The organism is Streptomyces sp. NPDC048664 (assembly GCF_040650555.1).
In the GTDB taxonomy this organism is placed as follows: Bacteria; Actinomycetota; Actinomycetes; order Streptomycetales; family Streptomycetaceae; genus Streptomyces.
On record NZ_JBEZHK010000055.1, the window covers coordinates 1 to 17689 of the forward strand.

General features: G+C 73.0%; 17 protein-coding genes, 1 tRNA gene and 1 pseudogene. 4 read left to right on the forward strand and 15 right to left on the reverse strand.

Annotated features, from left to right (window positions below; translation table 11 throughout):
- Nucleotides 1-88: 88 nt before the first annotated feature.
- From AB0C59_RS34275 to AB0C59_RS34315, 9 genes are all read right to left on the reverse strand, one after another.
- Nucleotides 89-162: transfer RNA gene (locus AB0C59_RS34275), tRNA-Pro, on the reverse strand.
- Between the two features lie 94 nt (nucleotides 163-256).
- Nucleotides 257-628, reverse strand: a complete 372-nt coding sequence (locus AB0C59_RS34280) for an MmcQ/YjbR family DNA-binding protein (RefSeq protein WP_363011673.1) — start codon at nucleotides 626-628, stop codon at nucleotides 257-259.
- A 41-nt stretch (nucleotides 629-669) separates the two neighbouring features.
- Nucleotides 670-1575, reverse strand: a complete 906-nt coding sequence (locus AB0C59_RS34285; RefSeq protein ID WP_363011675.1) for a LysR family transcriptional regulator — start codon at nucleotides 1573-1575, stop codon at nucleotides 670-672.
- 31 nt (nucleotides 1576-1606) lie between these two features.
- Nucleotides 1607-2806 carry a glycine C-acetyltransferase gene (locus AB0C59_RS34290; RefSeq protein ID WP_363011677.1) on the reverse strand — a complete coding sequence of 400 codons (1200 nt, stop codon included), beginning with the start codon at nucleotides 2804-2806 and terminating at the stop codon, nucleotides 1607-1609.
- Between the two features lie 38 nt (nucleotides 2807-2844).
- The gene (gene tdh / locus AB0C59_RS34295; RefSeq protein WP_363011679.1) at nucleotides 2845-3873 is read right to left on the reverse strand and encodes an L-threonine 3-dehydrogenase; all 1029 of its coding nucleotides are present in this window, start codon (nucleotides 3871-3873) and stop codon (nucleotides 2845-2847) included.
- Nucleotides 3874-4140: 267 nt separating this feature from the next.
- Complete coding sequence (locus AB0C59_RS34300) at nucleotides 4141-4677, reverse strand: GAF domain-containing protein (protein ID WP_363011682.1); 537 nt, start codon at nucleotides 4675-4677, stop codon at nucleotides 4141-4143.
- On the reverse strand, nucleotides 4674-5282 hold the full coding sequence (locus AB0C59_RS34305; protein ID WP_363011684.1) for an ATP/GTP-binding protein: 609 nt from the start codon (nucleotides 5280-5282) through the stop codon (nucleotides 4674-4676). Before AB0C59_RS34305 ends, AB0C59_RS34300 begins: the two co-directional genes overlap by 4 nt.
- 103 nt (nucleotides 5283-5385) lie before the next feature.
- Nucleotides 5386-5820: a roadblock/LC7 domain-containing protein gene (locus AB0C59_RS34310; RefSeq protein WP_363011686.1), complete on the reverse strand. Its 435-nt coding sequence runs from the start codon at nucleotides 5818-5820 to the stop codon at nucleotides 5386-5388.
- A 56-nt stretch (nucleotides 5821-5876) separates the two neighbouring features.
- The gene (locus tag AB0C59_RS34315; RefSeq protein ID WP_363011688.1) at nucleotides 5877-7997 is read right to left on the reverse strand and encodes an ATP-binding protein; all 2121 of its coding nucleotides are present in this window, start codon (nucleotides 7995-7997) and stop codon (nucleotides 5877-5879) included.
- A 308-nt stretch (nucleotides 7998-8305) separates the two neighbouring features.
- Here AB0C59_RS34315 and AB0C59_RS34320 point away from each other — a divergent pair, with 308 nt between their 5' ends.
- Both AB0C59_RS34320 and AB0C59_RS34325 read left to right on the forward strand, forming a co-directional pair.
- Nucleotides 8306-8929, forward strand: a complete 624-nt coding sequence (locus tag AB0C59_RS34320; RefSeq protein WP_363011690.1) for an XRE family transcriptional regulator — start codon at nucleotides 8306-8308, stop codon at nucleotides 8927-8929.
- Between the two features lie 44 nt (nucleotides 8930-8973).
- Nucleotides 8974-9090: a DUF6126 family protein gene (locus AB0C59_RS34325; protein ID WP_363011702.1), complete on the forward strand. Its 117-nt coding sequence runs from the start codon at nucleotides 8974-8976 to the stop codon at nucleotides 9088-9090.
- A gap of 24 nt (nucleotides 9091-9114) precedes the next feature.
- On the opposite strand, the gene AB0C59_RS34330 is transcribed toward AB0C59_RS34325, so the two are convergent.
- Nucleotides 9115-9912: a tyrosine-protein phosphatase gene (locus AB0C59_RS34330; protein ID WP_363011692.1), complete on the reverse strand. Its 798-nt coding sequence runs from the start codon at nucleotides 9910-9912 to the stop codon at nucleotides 9115-9117.
- Between the two features lie 247 nt (nucleotides 9913-10159).
- Here AB0C59_RS34330 and AB0C59_RS34335 point away from each other — a divergent pair, with 247 nt between their 5' ends.
- Nucleotides 10160-10945 carry an SGNH/GDSL hydrolase family protein gene (locus tag AB0C59_RS34335; protein WP_363011704.1) on the forward strand — a complete coding sequence of 262 codons (786 nt, stop codon included), beginning with the start codon at nucleotides 10160-10162 and terminating at the stop codon, nucleotides 10943-10945.
- A 72-nt stretch (nucleotides 10946-11017) separates the two neighbouring features.
- On the opposite strand, the gene AB0C59_RS34340 is transcribed toward AB0C59_RS34335, so the two are convergent.
- Both AB0C59_RS34340 and AB0C59_RS34345 read right to left on the reverse strand, forming a co-directional pair.
- Nucleotides 11018-11608, reverse strand: coding sequence for a TetR family transcriptional regulator C-terminal domain-containing protein (locus tag AB0C59_RS34340; RefSeq protein WP_363011706.1), 591 nt, complete (start codon nucleotides 11606-11608; stop codon nucleotides 11018-11020).
- A gap of 57 nt (nucleotides 11609-11665) precedes the next feature.
- Entirely contained in the window at nucleotides 11666-12856 is a 1191-nt protein-coding gene (locus AB0C59_RS34345) for a Glu/Leu/Phe/Val dehydrogenase dimerization domain-containing protein (protein WP_363011694.1), read from the reverse strand.
- A 138-nt stretch (nucleotides 12857-12994) separates the two neighbouring features.
- Here AB0C59_RS34345 and AB0C59_RS34350 point away from each other — a divergent pair, with 138 nt between their 5' ends.
- On the forward strand, nucleotides 12995-14182 hold the full coding sequence (locus AB0C59_RS34350) for an MBL fold metallo-hydrolase (protein ID WP_363011696.1): 1188 nt from the start codon (nucleotides 12995-12997) through the stop codon (nucleotides 14180-14182).
- A gap of 46 nt (nucleotides 14183-14228) precedes the next feature.
- Here AB0C59_RS34350 and AB0C59_RS34355 read toward each other — a convergent pair whose 3' ends face one another.
- The 3 genes and pseudogenes from AB0C59_RS34355 to AB0C59_RS34365 all read right to left on the reverse strand — a co-directional run.
- Nucleotides 14229-15626 carry an aspartate aminotransferase family protein gene (locus tag AB0C59_RS34355; protein ID WP_363011698.1) on the reverse strand — a complete coding sequence of 466 codons (1398 nt, stop codon included), beginning with the start codon at nucleotides 15624-15626 and terminating at the stop codon, nucleotides 14229-14231.
- Nucleotides 15623-17518 (reverse strand): 1-deoxy-D-xylulose-5-phosphate synthase, encoded by a 1896-nt coding sequence (dxs, locus tag AB0C59_RS34360; protein ID WP_363011700.1) that lies wholly within the window; start codon nucleotides 17516-17518, stop codon nucleotides 15623-15625. Before dxs ends, AB0C59_RS34355 begins: the two co-directional genes overlap by 4 nt.
- 28 nt (nucleotides 17519-17546) lie before the next feature.
- A pseudogene (locus AB0C59_RS34365) lies at nucleotides 17547-17689 on the reverse strand (4-hydroxy-3-methylbut-2-en-1-yl diphosphate synthase); the annotation flags it as partial.

Sequence of the window (17689 nt, forward strand, 5' to 3'; positions counted from 1 at the left end):
AAACAACATGTACACCCGCCCCCCCAAATTCACCGTGCGCGTTTTTCGTTTCACACAAAACCCGCCCCTCTTCTACGACTCGATCGAGTCGGGACGACAGGATTTGAACCTGCGACCCCTTGACCCCCAGTCAAGTGCGCTACCAAGCTGCGCCACGTCCCGTTGCCCGCCTGACCTGGGGTTTCCCCGGGCCGAACGTGCACGGAAACAATACCGCACTCGGGGTGGTGGTCGCGCACCCCTTTGTCCGGGCGGCTCAGCCGCGCTCCGCGTCGCCGCCCGCCAGGCCCAGCTCCGGATGGTGTTCGAGGAGCCGGGAGGGGGCCGCCTGGCGCCAGGAGTCGGCGAGGACGTCCCGCAGCTCGTCCTCGTCCTCCAGCGCGGCCAGCCGCACCCGGATCCACGCGAACTGGGACTCGTGTCCGGCGACCCAGAACTTGCCGGGCTCGGCCAGGGCCAGCTCCTCGCGCTCCTCCTTGGGGCAGCGCACGGCCATGGACGTCTCGTCCTCGGGCAGGGTGGCGAACATCTTCCCGGCGACCCGGAACGTGGGCATGCCCCAGGCGAGCTTCTCCGTCGTGTCCGGCAGGGACAGCGCTGTTCTTCGTACGTCTTCGGCGTCCGGCATGCCCCGCACCGTAGCCAACGCCACTGACAACGGCCCTGCCGTCAGTCCTCGGCGGCGGCCTCCTCCAGTGCCTGGAGCACCGGGCGGATCAGGGGATGGTCCGCCGCGCCGCGGCGTACGGCGGCGAAGACGCGGCGGGTGGGGGCGGCGCCGTCCACCGGGCGGACCACCACGCCGGCCAGGTCCATCCCGCGCAGCGCGGAGCGGGGCACCAGGGCCACGCCCGCGCCGGCCGAGGCGAGGGCGACGACGGCCCGGAAGTCGTCCGAGGAGTGCTCGAAGCGGGGCTGGAAACCGGCGTGCTCACAGGCCAGGACGACCACGTCGTGGCAGGGGTTGCCGGGGTACTGGCCGATCCAGGGGTCCTTGGCCAGTTCGGCGAGCGGGGTCCGTGCCGTGCGGGCCAGGCGGTGGGCGACCGGCACGACCACGTCGAAGGGCTCCGCGTAGAGCGGGATGTGGGTCAGCCGGGGATCGTCCGCGCCGGGCGCGCCCCGGTACTCGACGGCCACCGCGACGTCGACCTGCCGGTCCAGGAGCATCGGCAGGCTGGCGTCGCCCTCGGCGTCCTGGACCCGGATCCGGATGCCGGGCGCGCTGCGGGCGAGCCGGGCCAGCGCCGGCGCGACGACCAGGGCGATGCCGGTGGCGAAGGAGGCGAGGGTCACCGTGCCCGCCGAGCCCGCGCCGTACGCCGCGAGCTCGGCCTCGGCACGCTCCAGTTGGGCGAGCACGGCGTTGGTGTGCCCCAGCAGGATCTCCCCCGCCGGGGTCAGCCGTACGCCCTTGGCGCTGCGCTCGACCAGCCGGTGCCCGGTCTCCTGCTCCAGCGCCGCCAGCTGCTGGGAGACGGCGGAGGGCGTGAGATAGAGCGCGGCGGCGGCAGCGGTCACCGTACGGTGGTCGGCCACCGCACGCAGGATGTGGAGCCGCCGCGCTTCGATCACACGACTGATTATCGCAACATGTCCGGGCGGATCAGGACTCCAGCTCGGCCCGCGCCGCGACGAACGCGTCCACCGCGCGGTCGACGTCGTCCGTGGAGTGCGCCGCGGACAGCTGGACCCGGATCCGGGCCTGCCCCTGCGGCACCACCGGGTAGGAGAACCCGATGACGTACACGCCGCGCTCCAGCAGCAGCTCGGCCATGCGGCCCGCCTTCGCCGCGTCACCGATCATGACCGGGGCGATGGCGTGCTCGCCGGGAAGGACGTCGAAGCCCTCCTCGGTCATCCGGCGGCGGAACAGTGCGGTGTTGTCCGCCAGCTTCTGGCGCAGGTCGTTCGCCGACTCCAGCAGGTCGAGCACCTTCAGCGAGGCGGCCGCGATCACCGGGGCGAGCGTGTTCGAGAACAGGTAGGGGCGGGAGCGCTGGCGCAGCAGGGCGACGATCTCGGCGCGGGCGGCGACGTAGCCGCCGGAGGCCCCGCCGAGCGCCTTGCCGAGGGTGCCCGTGATGATGTCGACACGGTCCATGACGCCGTGCAGCTCAGGGGTGCCGCGCCCGCCGGGGCCGACGAAGCCCACGGCGTGCGAGTCGTCGACCATGACCATGGCGTCGTAGCGGTCGGCGAGGTCGCAGATCTCGGACAGCGGGGCCAGGTAGCCGTCCATGGAGAAGACGCCGTCGGTGACGATCAGCTTGCGGCGGGCGCCGCCGTCGGACGCCTCCTTCAGCTGCCGCTCCAGGTCCGCCATGTCGCGGTTGGCGTAGCGGAAGCGGCGGGCCTTGGACAGACGGATGCCGTCGATGATCGAGGCGTGGTTCAGGGCGTCGGAGATGACCGCGTCCTGCTCGCCGAGGAGGGTCTCGAAGACACCGCCGTTGGCGTCGAAGCAGGAGGAGTACAGGACGGTGTCCTCCTGGCCGAGGAACGCGGACAGCCGCGCCTCCAGCTCCTTGTGCACCTCCTGCGTGCCGCAGATGAAGCGCACCGACGCCATGCCGTAGCCCCAGCGGTCCAGCGCCGCGTGCGCGGCGGCGACCACCTCGGGGTGGTCGGCGAGGCCGAGGTAGTTGTTGGCGCAGAAGTTGAGCACCTCGCCGGGGCGCCCGCCCGCGCTGACGTTGACGGTCGCGGACTGCGGGGTGTCGATCACGCGCTCGGGCTTGTGCAGCCCGGCGGCACGGATCTCTTCGAGGGTGGCGCGCAGGTCGTCGCGCACGGAGTCGAACATCACAAGCTCCTCAGGAGTGCTTACGCCGGAAGGGGGGGTCACGCGGTCCAGTCGAGGATGACCTTGCCGCCCTTGCCGCCGGCGGCGTCGTCGAACGCCGCCTCGAAGTCGCGGTAGCCGTACCGGCCGGTGATCACCGGTGCCAGGTCGAGGCCGCCCTCCAGCAGCACCGACATCGCGTACCAGGTCTCGAACATCTCGCGTCCGTAGATGCCCTTGATGGTGATCATCGAGGTGACGATCCGGGCCCAGTCGACGGGGAACTCCTGCGCGGGCAGTCCGAGCATGGCGATCCGGCCGCCGTGCGTCATGTTGGCGATCATGTCGCGCATGGCCTCGGGGCGGCCGGACATCTCCAGACCGATGTCGAAGCCCTCGCGCAGTCCCAGTTCGCGCTGGCCCTCGGCGATGGTGGTGGCGGCGACGTTCAGCGCGAGGCTGACCCCTATCTTGCGGGCCAGCTCCAGGCGGTCCTCGCTGACGTCGGTGATCACCACGTTGCGGGCGCCGGCGTGGCGGGCGACGGCGGCCGCCATCAGGCCGATCGGTCCCGCGCCGGTGATCAGGACGTCCTCGCCGACCAGCGGGAAGGACAGCGCCGTGTGGACGGCGTTGCCGAACGGGTCGAAGATCGCGGCGACATCGAGGTCGACGGGAACCCGGTGCACCCACACGTTGGAGGCGGGCAGCGCCACGTACTCGGCGAACGCCCCGTCGCGCCCCACGCCGAGCCCGACCGTCGCACGGCACAGGTGGCGGCGTCCGGCCAGGCAGTTGCGGCACTTGCCGCAGACCAGGTGCCCCTCGCCGCTGACCCGGTCACCGGCCTTGATCTCGGTGACGTCGCGGCCCGTCTCGACCACCTCGCCGACGAACTCGTGTCCGAGCACGAGCGGCGTGCTGACGGCGCCCTGCGCCCAGCCGTCCCAGGACCGGATGTGCAGGTCGGTACCGCAGATCCCGGTCCTGAGGACCTTGATCAGTACGTCTCCGGGTCCGATCTGCGGCTCCGGGACGTCCATGAGCCACAGCCCCGGTTCCGCCTTGTCCTTGACCAGCGCCTTCACGGTGCGGCTCCTGTGGGTGAGGTCCCGGGCCCGGGCATGCCGAAGGAGCCCGTGCCGGGGTGAGGGGTGCGATCACCGATCAATCTGCCGGACGGAGGCGTCCCGGTCCATCGAGGATTTCTTAAGCTCGGCCGCAGCTTTCCTACACACCGGGCACAGCGAGCGCAATCAGGCACGCCCGGCGCACCCGCCACATCGCACACACGAGCACCTCGGGTACGGCGGGTGCCGTGGGAGGCGGGGCGGGGCCGGGGGCGCGGCAGCCGGTCAGCGGCTCCCGGGCGCCTCCCTGCGGGCCAGGCGCTCGGTGAGCTCGGCGGCCAGTTCCTTGATGGTCTCAAGGCCCGACCGGCCCCACGGCCGCGGCTCCAGGTCGACGGCGCACACCGTGCCCAGCGCGATGCCCGTACGGTCCACGAGCGGGGCGCCCAGGTAGGAGCGCAGGCCGAGTTCGTCCACGGCGGGGTTCTGGGCGAAGCGCGGGTAGTCACGGACGTCCTCCAGGACGAGTGCCTTGCGGCGGACGACCACATGCGGGCAGAAGCCGTAGGCGCGGCTCAGCTCGCGCACCGGGGCGGCGGTGAGGGGGCGGTCGTCGGGCTGGTGGAGCCCCGCGAAGAACTGCCGGCGGCCGTCGACGAAGTTCACCATCGCGTACGGCACCGCGGCGAGGTCCGCGACCCGTCGCGCGAAGTCGTCCAGCTCGGGCTCCGCGCGCTCGCCGAGCCCGAGTCCGCGCAGTCTGCGCACCCGTGCGGCGGCGTCCCGGTCCTCGGGGGTCAGCAGCAGCCGGCCCGCGGTCATGCGCGGGCCCCCTGGCTCGGTGCCGGGGCGGTCGGGGCGGGGACCTGCGCGAGGAGGTGCCGTACGAGGGTGAGCAGGGTCTGCACGCCGGAGCTGGAGATCCGTGCGTCGCAGCACACGACGGGGACCTCGGGGTCGAGGTCGATCGCGGTCCGCACCTCCTCGGGGTCGTAGCGGTGCGAGCCGTCGAACTCGTTGACGGCGACGACGAAGCCGAGGCCGCGCTGCTCGAAGAAGTCGACGGCCGCGAAGCAGTCCTCCAGGCGGCGGGTGTCGGCGAGGACCACCGCCCCGAGGGCCCCCTCGGACAGCTCGTCCCACATGAACCAGAACCGCTCCTGTCCGGGCGTGCCGAACAGGTACAGCACGTGCTGCGGGTCGAGGGTGATACGGCCGAAGTCCATCGCCACGGTCGTCTCGACCTTGTTCTCGATGCCCTGGAGACTGTCGGTCGCCGCGCCGGCCGTGGTGAGCAGTTCCTCCGTGCTCAGCGGCGCGATCTCGCTCACCGCTCCCACGAAGGTCGTCTTGCCCACTCCGAACCCGCCCGCCACCAGGATCTTCAGCGCGGTGGGGAAGAGGTCGGAGCGTGTGTCGTAGTCCATCGGGCACTGCCTCCAGTAGGGACCGGTCAGTGGTGTGGTGGGGGAAGGCGGGCGGTTCGGGGACGAGTGCGGCGCGGGCGGGCGCCGGCTTTCGGGGGGACGCTCAAGTCGTCGTCGCCGTGGGGCCGTCGGCGGCGTCGCGGGCCGGGGTCTCCAGACAGGGGCGCACGCTCTTGACGAGCATCGCCATCTCGTAGCCGAGAACCGCCGCGTCCGCCTCGCGTCCGGCGAGGACGGCGAGGCAGGTGCCGGATCCGGCCGTGGTGACGAACAGCAGGGACGAGTCGAGCTCGACCACGACCTGTCGGACGTCGCCACCGCCCCCGAACCGGATGCCCGCGCTGCGGCCGAGCGAGTAGAGGCCGGAGGCCAGGGCGGCCATGTGGTCGGCGCTGTCGGCGTCGAGGCCGTGGACGGATTTCACCAGGCCGTCGCAGGACAGCAGGACCGCGCACGTGGTGTGCGGCACACGCTGCACCAGGCCGCTCATCAGCCAGTCGAGGTCGGAGGCGTGGGTGGTCGGTACGTCGCTCGCCATGGTGGATCGGCTCCTGGGGGTGCGCGGGTCGGCGGGGGCGGGCAGAGTCGCTGGGGTCATCCGGCCGGTGCGCTCCCGTCGCGCCGGGCGGTTCGGCCGTGGCCGGGCGGACGCGGGGCGCTCGGTTCGGCCGGGGCGCCGGGCAGGGAACCGAGGTGCGGGACCGGTCCGCCGCTCTCGGGGGCGACACCGAGCGGGTCGGCTCCCGGGGGCGGGGCGGAGCCGGTGTCGTCGGTCTCCGGCTGCCGTTGCCGCGCCTGTGCGAGGCCGACGCCCCGCTGGAAGGCCGCCATGAGGCCCGGATCGTGGCCCGCGGGGCTGCCGGACGGCCGGCTCGGGGGCTGCGCGGGGCCGCCGCGCAGTTGCGGCGCGAGGTGTTCCTGGGCGCGGCGGCGGGGCAGCCGCGGTTTGTCCATGGTGCCGCGGACCGGGCCCGTCAGCGGGGTCGGCGACCTGCCCGCGTTCTGCTCGGCGGCCGCCCGGTCCTGCGGTCGGATGCCCGGCACGGCCTCGGCGGGGTTGGGGCGCGGGATGTCGGCGCCGCGCACGGGCAGGGGCGTCCGGCCGTGCCCGGTGTCCGCGCCTTCGTGCTCGGGCCGCCGGGGGCCGGGAGGCGGCCCGGTGTGCTCGGAGGGTTCGGGGGCCGGCCGCGCGGACCAGGTGTCGCGTGGTGGCGGCACCCGGCGGTGGGACGCTCCCGGGGCGGCGTCCCGCCGGTGTCCGGCACCGGTCGGCAGGGGCGTTCCGGGCGCGGGGACGGGAGCGGGGGCCGGGGCCGGTGAGGGGACGGCCGGTGGGGCGGGGGCTGGGACGGGCCTCGGCTCGGGCGTCGGCACGGGCCTCGGCTCGGGGGCCTGCGCGGAGACCGGGAGGGCGGGTGCCGTGCTGACGAACGGCTGCGTCACGGATCCCGTGACCGGCCCGGTGACCTGCGGCAGCGTCATCGGAAGCGAGCCCAGGATGTCCTCGGAGGGGCCGATGAGGGCCTGCGGCAGGACGAGCACCGCCTGCACCCCGCCGTAGATGTTGTTCTGGAGCCGCACATGGATGCCGTGCCGGTGGGCGAGCTGCGAGACGACGTAGAGGCCGATGCGGCCGTCGGCCAGCAGGCCGCCGACGTCGATCCGGTCGGGGTCCTCCAGCAGGGCGTTCATCCTGCTCTGTTCGGCGGGCTGCATGCCGAGCCCGCGATCCTCCACCTCGATGGCGAGACCCGAGGTGACGAGGTCCGCGCGCAGCAGCACCTGGGTGTGCGGGGACGAGAACACGGTGGCGTTCTCGACGAGTTCGGCGAGGAGGTGGATGACGTCGGCGACGGCGTGGCCGCGCAGGCTGCCCTCGACCGGGGGGACCAGCTTGACCCGCGCGTACTGCTCCACCTCGGCGATGGCCGAGCGCAGCACCTCGGTCATGGGGACCGGGCTGCTCCACTGGCGGCGTGCGACGGCGCCGCCGAGCACGGCGAGGTTCTCCGCGTGGCGCCGGATGCGGGTGGCCAGGTGGTCGATGTGGAAGAGGCCCTTGAGCAGGTCGGGGTCCTCGATCTCGTTCTCCAGCTCGTCCAGGATCGAGATCTCCCGGTGCACCAGGGACTGCAGGCGCCGCGCCAGGTTCAGGAACACCTCGAGCTTCTGGTCGCTGCCCGCGTTGTCCACGGCGAGCCGCGAGGCCTCGACGACCGCGCTGACGGCGCGGTCCTGGGTGTGCGCCAGCTCGGCGGCGAGCAGGTCGAAGTCGTCTCCGTCGGGGGCGGGCCTGCTGCGCGGTCCGCGTGCCGGGGGCGCCTCGCCCCGGCGCAGGGCCTCGATCAGGGCGCGCAGTTCGCTCTCGCCGCGGGCGCTGGTGCGGCGCAGTGCCTCCAGCCGGCCGGACACGGACCTCGCGGCGCGTTCGGCGGCGACGGCGGCGATCACGATGCCCGCGAGGGTCACGGCGACGGCTCCCGCGAGGACCGCCCAGAGCGTGAGGGAGGGGCGGGCACCGGTGGAGCGGACGGTGAAAAGCACGGCCGCGCAGGCGCTGAGCGCGACCGCGAGGGGCGGCAGGACCGCGAGGCGCCGCAGTTGGGGCCGGATCGGGGTCTCGGGGGGTGCGGGGGCGGTGCGTGCGGCCGGTCGCCCGTGCCGCCCGCCCTCACGGCGGTCTGCGCGTGCGGCCGGTGCGCGAAGGTGAGACATCGACGTCCTCGTACTCGATGCGTCGGGGGCGTGGGGCTCCCGCGGATGTGACGCGACTCGGGCATGCGCCAAGACGCCGCCGGTCGGGAGGGCCGAGACGATCGGCCCTGCGTCACCCGACGGACACTCAGAGTAGTCGCCTTCGAGGTCGGCGTGGGGGGCTGTTGACAAAGTCCTCCGGAGGGCTTCCCGCTCTGGTATGAGGAGTCGTACGGCCGCGCGATATCCGCGCCGTGGGAGCACGCGAGGGATTTGCCTCTGAGGCAATAAATTTGCCCGAGGGGCAATCCTGCGGCTGAATGGAGAGCATGAGCCCTCCAGAGCACGAGCCGGAGCCCGACGCGGCCGAAGCCCTCACCGCGGTCGCCCCGCAGCTGCGCACCCTGCGCCGCCGGGCCTCGCTCACCCTGGAGTCCGCGGCCCGGGCCGCGGGACTCTCCCCGGCGCATCTGTCGCGCCTGGAGACCGGCCGGCGCCAGCCCTCACTGCCGATGCTGCTCACCCTCGCCCGCGTCTACGGTACGACGGTCTCCGAACTGCTCGGCGAGACGGTGGCCGACCGGGACGCGATCGTCCGCGCCACGGCCATGGAGCCCACCCGCGCGGGCGGCTGGACCTACTGGCAGGCGGGCTCGCCGGGCCGCGGCATGCAGGCCCTTCGCGTCCACGTGCCCTTCGGCGCCCAGGGCGACATCGTCCGCGTGCACCCCGGCGAGGAGTGGCTGTACGTCCTCGCCGGGCGGCTGCGGCTGCGCCTCGGCGACACCGCCCATGTGCTCGGGCCGGGCGACAGCGCGCACTTCGACAGCCTCACACCGCACCGCCTCGCCGCCGCCGACCAGGACGGCACCGACCTGCTGTTCGTCCACACCCTGCTGCAGAGCCCGACCGCGGCGCTCTGCCTCGGCCCGACCCCTGGAGAAACGTCATGACGGAGCAGCCCCAGACCCAGCCCCAGACCCAGCCCGAGCGCCGGGTGGTACTGGAGGAGAAGTTCCCCCGCGCCCTGTGGGTCCGCCTGATCATCTACATCGCCGTGGGCCACGTCTTCGCGGCCTTCGTCTACCTGCTGTTCTCGGTGGGCGCGAAGTAGGCCGGGGCGGTCGGCGGGGCGGGCTCAGTCCAGCAGGCGCTCCCGCAGCCGCTCGCGCAGCCGCGGGGTGAGCCCGAGGCCCTCGGCCAGGTAGGCGTCGACACCGCCCCAGGTCTCCTCGATGGTCTCGAACGCCGCCGCCAGGTACTCGGCACGCGCCTCGAAGAGGGGGCTGAGCAGGTCCATCACCTCGGGCGAGTACGCGTCGGCCGACGCGCTGCCGCGATGCACCCGGTAGCGGCGGTGCCGGGCGTTGGACTCCAGGTAGTCCGCGACGATGGCCTCGCGCTCGACCCCCAGGGCCAGCAGCGTCACCGCGATCGAGAGCCCGGCGCGGTCCTTGCCCGCCGCGCAGTGCATCAGCGCGGGGACGCTGTCCTCGGCCAGCGCGTTCAGCACCCGGGCGTGCTCGCCCGTGCGCTCCCTGATGATCGCGCGGTAGGAGGCGACCATGCGGCGCGCGGCCCTGTCCTCGGCCAGGAGTCCGCGCAACTGCTCCAGGTCGCCGTCGCGGACCATCTTCCAGAACTCGGCGCCGTCCGCCGGGTCGCTCAGCGGCAGGTTGACGTTGCGTACGCCCGGCAGCTCGACGTCGGGGCCCTCGAGCTTCTGGTCCGCCGCGTTGCGGAAGTCGAAGATCGTGTGCAGGCCGAGGGAGGAGAGGAAGTCCGCGTCCTTGTCCGTGGCGTGCGCCAGGTGCCCGCTGCGGAAGAGCACGCCGTGCCGCACGCGCCGTCCGTCCACCGTCGGCAGCCCGCCCACGTCACGGAAGTTGCGCACCCCGGCCAGCTCGGGCTCGGTCGACGGGACCTGCTGCGTCACGAGGGCTCCTCCCATCCGCGACCGGCGCTGTTCACCGGCACACCGGGCTCCGACGATACGACACGGGCCGAGGGCCGGTCGTCGCAGGGCCGAACACCGCCGAGCGGTGGATTGTTCCGGATCGGACCACCGCGGCACAGTGGCCTATCTCACCGACCGTCAACCCCTTATTACGGTCGCGTAGCTCACATCCGAAGGTGAAAGATGGGCCGACGTGGCAGACGATTCGAAGAATGACAGCAGATCAGTGATCGGGTCGTACGTGGCGGTGGGGGACAGCTTCACCGAGGGTGTCGGCGATCCCGGCCCCGACGGACGGTTCGTCGGCTGGGCCGACAGGTTCGCGGTACTCCTGGCCGATCAGCGGCCCGAGGGCGACTTCGCGTACACGAACCTCGCGGTACGCGGCAAACTCCTCGACCAGATCGTGGCGGACCAGCTTCCCCAGGCTCTCGCGCTCGCCCCGGACCTGATCTCCTTCTGCGCGGGCGGCAACGACATCATCCGGCCCGGCACCGACCCCGACGAGGTGGCCGAGCGTTTCGAACGCGCGATCGCCGGGCTCACCTCGGCCGTCGGCACCGTCATGGTGACGACCGGCTTCGACACCCGTGGCGTCCCCGTGTTCAAGCACCTGCGCGGCAAGATCGCCACCTACAACGGCCATGTACGGGCCATCGCCGACCGCTACGGCTGCCCGGTCCTTGACCTGTGGTCCCTCAGGTCCGTCCAGGACCGGCGCGCCTGGGACCAGGACCGGCTCCATCTGTCGCCCGAGGGGCACACCCGGGTCGCGCTGCGGGCGGGCCAGGTGCTCGGCTACGCGGTTCCGGCCGACCCCGACCAGCCGTGGCCGCCGCTGCCGCCGCGCGGCACGCTGGAGGTGCGGCGCGACGACATCCACTGGGCGCGGGAGCACCTGGCTCCGTGGATCGGGCGCCGGCTGCGCGGCGAGTCCTCCGGTGACAGCGTTGTCGCCAAGGGCGCCCTGTCGCCGGACGACATCAAGCTGCGGATCACGCAGGCGGTCTGAACCGAGGACCTCCAGGGCACGGCCCGGGCGACGAGCCCGGGCCGCTCCGTCCTCCCGTCCGGGCGCGGGGCGTCAGTTGGCCGTGTCCGGGGCTGTCGTCAGGGATCCGGCGTGCCCGAGGCCCAGTTCGCGGGCGAGCGCGTCGTCCACCCACTCCTGTGCCCGCGCCCGCGACACCGCGCCCTCGTACGCCGTCATCTGCACGGCCAGCCCGTCGAGCAGCGCGGTCAGCCGCAGGGCCGCGCCCGCGGGGTCGGCGCAGTGGAACTCGCCCGCGGCGACGCCCTGCTCGACCACCTCGGTGATCGCGGCCTTCCAGCGCCGGTCGAGGTCCCGCGCGACCTCGCGCAGCACGGGCTCGCGCAACGCCGCGGCCCAGGCCTCGATCCACAGCCGCCAGCCCTTGGCCTGTCCCGTCGGCGCGTACCAGCGCACCGCGGCCCGCAGCCGGCGCAGCGCCGTCGTACGGCGGCCGAGCAGTCCCCGCAGCCGGGCCAGGTCCTGCTCGGCGGCGTACCCGAACGCCGCCGACACCAGTTTCTCCTTGGTCGAGAAGTGGTACAGCACGAGCGCGTTGCTCACCCCGAGCGCCGAGGCCACGTCGGCGATCCGCACGGCGGCGACGCCCCGCGCCTCGATCTGCTCGGCGGCCGCGCGCAGCATGTCCTCTCGTCGCTGAGCCACGCTCAACCGCACCCTTGTCACGCCGCGAAGCCTATGTCACCGGTACCGGCCGTAGCGCTCGGCGATCACCGGCACCCGCTCGGCGGCGAGGGCGTGCGCGGCCGAGCGCGGGCTGGTGCCGTCGGCGTCCGCGCGGTCCAGCGTCCGGCCCACCAGGGCGCGCATGGAGCGCCGTATGTGCGCCAGCGCCTCGTCCGCGTCCGCGCCGATGTCGCCGAACAGGGTCCACCACCACCAGGCGTTCGTGCCGGAGTTGACCACCACGTCCGGCAGGACGCTCACCCCGCGCGCGGCCAGCGGTGCCTCGGCGGCCGGGAGCACCGGCATGTTGGCGGCCTCCACGATCCACCGGGCCGTGATCCGCTCCTGGTTCGCGGTGTCGACGGCGTACGAGACGGCCGCGGGCACCAGCACCTCGGCCTCGGCCGCGAGCCAGGCGTCGCCCGGCAGTTCGCGGTCGCCGGGGCCCAGCGCCCGGCGGTCCACGGTCCCGTGGGGGTCGCGCGCGGCGAGCAGCCGTTCCACGTCCAGGCCGCGCGGGTTGGCGAGGGTGCCCTGGACGTCGGCGATCGCGACGACCGACAGTCCGGCGCGGGCCAGGAAGCGCGCCGTGGCCCCGCCCATGGTGCCGAACCCCTGCAGGGCCACCCGGGTCCCGGCGTACGGCACGTGGGCGCGGTCCAGGGCGGTCAGCACCGCCTCGGCGACCCCGCACCCTCCGGCCAGCGCGTCGAGGCCGATCCCGTCCACCTCGACCCCGAACGCGTCCGCGAGCCGCTTGCGGGCCGCCGCCTCGTCGTCGAGCAGCGGGTACACGGCCTGCACGCAGGAGACCAGTCCCGCCTCGGCCGCCGCCCGGTCGACCAGGTCCTGGCTCAGGCCCAGGTCCTCCCCGGTCGTCCAGACGGTCTCGACGTACGGCCGCACGGCGCGCAGGTACCGCACGAGGACCCCGTACGCCTCGGGAGCGCGCGGATCGCAGTCGATGCCGCCCTTGGCGCCGCCCAGGGGCACGTAGCGGGCGTCGGGGTCGTAGTGCAGCGCCTCCTTCATGGTCATGCCGCGCGCGAGGCCCTCGACCTCCTCCAGCGTGCAGCCCGGGCGCATCCGCAGCCCTCCGCTGGCGACGCCCCGCACCAGCCGGTCCACGACGAGATAACCGCGGCGGCCGGTGAGGTGGTCGGTCCAGACGAGGAAGAGGTGGGGGGCGTCCCGATCGGTGGTCATGGGCTCACTGTACTGAACCGTCAGTCAGTACGCGTCTCTCGGGCCCCGGTCGTGGCCGCCCGGGTCCCCGGGCGCGCCCCACCGTCGTCGCGGGGGCCGCCCATAATGGAAGACCCGAACGATTCCACTGGAGGTCCCGTGACCGGCTCCCGCTCCCTGAACTCCGGGCTCCGCGCGCTACGGCCCGCCGCCTTCGGCGCGGATCCGAGTGGGGAGCGCATGGCCCGTATCCGCAGATCACCGCAGTTCGCGAACGGCGTCTTCGTGAACCCGGAGGGCACCCGCACCCGCCCCTCCGGCGGCTCCGCGCTGGAACTCGCGAAGGTCTTCCTGCGCAAGGAGGACCGGGCCCGCCGGACACCGTCCACGACGCTGCCCGTCCATCCGACCACCTACGCGGACCTCGCCAGGCCCCCGGCCGGCGGACTCCGGCTGACCTGGATGGGGCACTCCAGCGTGCTCGCCGAGATCGACGGGCACCGGGTCCTGTTCGACCCCGTCTGGGGTGAGCGCTGCTCTCCGTTCGACTTCGCCGGGCCCAAGCGCCTGCACCCGGTGCCCCTGCCGCTCGCCGCGCTCGGCCCGGTCGACGTGGTCGTGATCTCCCACGACCACTACGACCACCTGGATCTGCCCACGATCAAGGCCCTGGCCGGTACGGACACGGTGTTCGCGATACCCCTCGGCGTCGGCGCCCATCTGGAGCGCTGGGGCGTCTCCGCCGACCGGCTGCGCGAGCTGGACTGGCACGAGTCGGCCAAGGTGGGCGGCATCACCCTCACGGCGACCCCGGCCCGCCACTTCTGCGGACGCGGACTGCGCAACACCCAGCACACCCTGTGGGCGTCCTGGTCCGTGGCCGGCGACGCGCACCGGATCTACCACAGCGGTGACACCGGCTACTTCGGGGGCTTCAAGGACATCGGCGCGGAGCACGGCCCGTTCGACGCCACGATGATCCAGATCGGCGCCTACTCCGAGTTCTGGCCCGACATCCACATGACTCCCGAGGAGGGCATGCGCGCCCACCTCGACCTCCAGGGCGGCCGCCCGCACGGTGTGATGCTGCCGATCCACTGGGGCACCTTCAATCTCGCGCCGCACGCCTGGGCCGAGCCGGGCGAGTGGACGAAGGCCGCGGCCGACGCGGTCGGACAGGCGGTCGCCCTGCCGCTTCCCGGGCAGCCGTTCGAGCCGGCCGGGGACCTGCCCACCACGCCCTGGTGGCGCGGCGTGGGCGAGGTCGTCCAGCGGACATGGCCCGTGCCCGACCTGCCCGCGACCCCGACACGTGAGGCCGACCTGGACCTGGTCGGAGAGGGCTGAGCGATCGAAGCCCCCGTGCCGGCGCACGGGGGCTTCGCCGTGCCCGCTACCGGTTGGCCACCGCCTGCTTGATCAGGGTCTTGCCGAAGTCCCACATCAGGCCGCCGCCATGGGCGTCGTCCATCACCGCCGTGAAGGCCTCCAGGAAGCGGTCCACGTCCGCGGCGGTGAGGGTCAGGGGCGGGATCAGTTTGATGACCTCCAGACGGTCGCCCGAGACCTGGGTGAGGATGCGGTGGCGTTGCAGCAGGGGGACGACGACCATCTGGGCGAACAGGCCCTTGCGCGCCGTCTGCAGCATGGTCCACCGGCCGCGCAGTTTCAGCGAGGTGGGCCTGCCGAACTCGATGCCGATCATCAGGCCCCGCCCGCGTACGTCGCCGAGCAGCTCGTAGGTGTCGATCAGCGCCGCCAGGCCGGACCTGAGCCGCTCCCCCACGGTGCGGACGTTCGCGACGATCTGCTCGTTCTCCATGACCGACAGGACGGCGAGGCCGGCGGCCATGGCCTGGGCGTTGGAGCCGAAGCTCGCGGAGTGCACGAGCACCCGGTCCATGGACGAGTAGACCTTCTTGAAGATCCACTCCTTGCCGAGGGTGGCCCCGACGGGCACATAGCCGCCGGAGAGCGCCTTGGCCACGCACACCAGGTCCGGTTCGACTCCGCTCTCGTGCTGGTAGGCGTAGAAGTCCCCGGTCCGGCCGAGGCCGGTCTGCACCTCGTCCGCGATCAGCAGCGCCTTGTGCCGGTGCAGCAGTTCCTGGGCGGCGCGCAGATAGCCGGGGGGCGCCTCGTGGACGCCCTTGCCCTGGATGGGCTCGACCACCAGGGCCGCCACGTCACCCTTCCTGAGCTGACCGGCCAGGGCGTCGAGGTCGCCGAGCGGGAGCGCCGTGTCCGGCAGCAGCGGGGCGAAGCCGTCGCGGAAGCCCCGCTCGCCGTTGACCGACAGGGAGCCGGTGGTCAGGCCGTGGAAGGCGTGCTCGCAGTACAGGACGCGCGGCTTGCCGGTGGCGTAGCGGGCGAACTTCAGCGCGGTCTCGACCGCCTCCGTGCCGCTGTTGCCGAAGAAGACCCGGTCCAGGTGCGGGCTGTGGGCCAGCAGCCTCTCCGCGAGCAGCCCGGGCAGCGGCTGGCAGTCGAAGCGGGTGAGGTCGGCGAGCTGGGCGTCCAGCACGTCGTGCAGCGCCCGCCGCACCACGGGGTGGTGCCGGCCCAGGCCCATCACACCGAACCCGGCGAGCATGTCCAGGTAGTCGTTGCCGTCCGCGTCCCAGAAGTGGGCGCCCTCGGCCCGCTCGTAGACCTTGTCGAAGCCGATGGTGCGCAGCATGCGCGGGAGTTGGTGGTTGAGGTACCGGGCGTGCAGGTCGTAGCGTTCGGCGCCGCGCTCCGCCAGGAGCGCGGCGAGGTCGAACTCCCCGTCACCGGGAGGGATGGTCATGCGTGGTTCTCCTTGGACAGCTCGTCCTTGGCGGCCAGGCTCGCGCCGATCCGGCCCGCCACCTCGACGGGGGTGAGCCCGATGTCGGCGAGCACCTCGGCCCGTCCGGCGTGCGCGAGGAACTGCTCCGGGATCCCGAACCGCCGTACGGGGACGTCGACGTCGGCGTCGCCGAGGGCCAGCGCGACGGCCGAACCGACACCTGCCGACCTGCTGTTGTCCTCCACGACCGCGACGAGCCGGTGCCCGGCGGCGAGGGCGGGCAGGGCGGGGTCCACGGGCTTGACCCAGCGCGGGTCCACGACCGTGCACCCGATGCCGCGCGCCGCCAGCAGCTCCGCCGCCTGCAGGCAGAGGGAGGCCATGACGCCGACCGCGACCAGCAGGACGTCCGGCCGCTGCCCGCGGTGCAGCACGTCGAGCCCGCCCACCCGGTCCACCGCGGGCAGGGCGGGGCCCACCGACTCCTTCGGGAAGCGGATCAGGGTCGGCGCGTCGTCCACCGCGACCGCCTCCCGCAGCTGGGCCCGCAACTGGTCGGCGTCGCGCGGCGCGGCGATCCTCAGGCCGGGCACGACCTGGAGGACCGACATGTCCCACATGCCGTTGTGCGACGGCCCGTCCACACCCGTGACCCCGGCCCGGTCCAGCACGAAGGTGACCCCGCACCGGTGCAGGGCCACGTCCATGAGGAGCTGGTCGAACGCGCGGTTGAGGAAGGTCGCGTAGACGGCGACGACCGGGTGCAGTCCCCCGGTCGCGAGGCCCGCCGCCGAGACGGCCGCGTGCTGCTCGGCGATGCCGACGTCCCACACGCGGTCGGGGAACCGCTCGGCGAACCTGGTCAGCCCGACCGGGTGCAGCATGGCCGCGGTGATCGCCACGACGTCCTCGCGCTCCTCACCGATCGTTGCGATCTCGTCGCCGAACACCGAGGTCCAGGAAGGGCCGCCCGTGGGGGCGAGGGGCTCGCAGGTGAGGGGGTCCATCACCCCGACGGTGTGGAAGCGGTCCTCCTCGTGGGCGAGTGCGGGCCCGTAGCCGCGGCCCTTCTCGGTGAGGCAGTGGACGAGGACGGGCCCGTTGAAGCGCTTCGCGCGGCGCAGCGCCGACTCGACGGCGCCGATGTCGTGGCCGTCGACGGGGCCGACGTACTTCAGGCCCAGGTCCTCGAAGAGCCCCTGCGGCGCGAAGGCGTCCTTGAACCCCTTCTTCGCGCCGTGCAAGGCCTCGTAGAGGGTGGTGCCGACGAGGGGGGTGCGCTGGAGCACCTGCTTGCCCCAGGCGAGGACCTTCTCGTAGCCGTCGGTGGTGCGCAGGGTGGCCAGGTGGTTGGCCAGGCCTCCTATGGTCGGCGCGTAGGAGCGCTCGTTGTCGTTGACGACGACGATCAGCGGGCGGTCCTTGGCGGCGGCGATGTTGTTGAGCGCCTCCCAGGCCATGCCGCCGGTCAGGGCGCCGTCGCCGACGACCGCGACGACGTGCCCCCGCTCCCCCCGCACCTGGCGGGCCTTGGCGAGGCCGTCGGCCCAGCCGAGCGCGGTGGAGGCATGGCTGTTCTCGATGACGTCGTGCTCGGACTCCTCGCGCGAGGGATAGCCGGACAGCCCTCCCTTGCGGCGCAGCTTGGAGAAGTCCTGACGCCCGGTCAGCAGCTTGTGCACGTAGCTCTGGTGGCCCGTGTCCCACAGAATGCGGTCCCCGGGGGACTCGAAGGCCCGGTGGAGGGCGATCGAGAGTTCCACCACCCCCAGGTTCGGCCCCAGATGGCCGCCCGTCCTCGCGACCGCGTGGACCAGGAACTCCCTGATCTCCACGGCCAGTTCCCCCAGCTCCGCCCCGGACAGCGCCTTCAGGTCACGTGGTTGCCGGATGTTCTCCAGAATCGTCACGCCTTGGCCCCCTCTAGATCCGTGCTGTTCAGCCCACGGTGACGACGGGCTCCCGCGGCCCGGCGCCGGTGTTCTCCATCTGTTCGGCGATCTTCATCGCCTCCTCGATCAGGGTCTCCACGATCTTCGACTCGGGCACCGTCTTGATGACCTCGCCCTTCACGAAGATCT

Excerpts from the sequence above, each read along its gene's own strand:
- AB0C59_RS34320 (WP_363011690.1), top strand. The coding sequence starts at position 8,306 with ATGAGCCCTCCAGAGCACGAGCCGGAGCCCGACGCGGCCGAAGCCCTC.
- AB0C59_RS34280 (WP_363011673.1), bottom strand. The coding sequence starts at position 628 with ATGCCGGACGCCGAAGACGTACGAAGAACAGCGCTGTCCCTGCCGGAC.
- AB0C59_RS34340 (WP_363011706.1), bottom strand. The coding sequence starts at position 11,608 with ATGCTGCGCGCGGCCGCCGAGCAGATCGAGGCGCGGGGCGTCGCCGCC.
- AB0C59_RS34305 (WP_363011684.1), bottom strand. The coding sequence starts at position 5,282 with ATGGACTACGACACACGCTCCGACCTCTTCCCCACCGCGCTGAAGATC.
- AB0C59_RS34315 (WP_363011688.1), bottom strand. The coding sequence starts at position 7,997 with ATGTCTCACCTTCGCGCACCGGCCGCACGCGCAGACCGCCGTGAGGGC.
- AB0C59_RS34345 (WP_363011694.1), bottom strand. The coding sequence starts at position 12,856 with ATGACCACCGATCGGGACGCCCCCCACCTCTTCCTCGTCTGGACCGAC.
- AB0C59_RS34310 (WP_363011686.1), bottom strand. The coding sequence starts at position 5,820 with ATGGCGAGCGACGTACCGACCACCCACGCCTCCGACCTCGACTGGCTG.
- AB0C59_RS34300 (WP_363011682.1), bottom strand. The coding sequence starts at position 4,677 with ATGACCGCGGGCCGGCTGCTGCTGACCCCCGAGGACCGGGACGCCGCC.
- AB0C59_RS34355 (WP_363011698.1), bottom strand. The coding sequence starts at position 15,626 with ATGACCATCCCTCCCGGTGACGGGGAGTTCGACCTCGCCGCGCTCCTG.
- AB0C59_RS34290 (WP_363011677.1), bottom strand. The coding sequence starts at position 2,806 with ATGTTCGACTCCGTGCGCGACGACCTGCGCGCCACCCTCGAAGAGATC.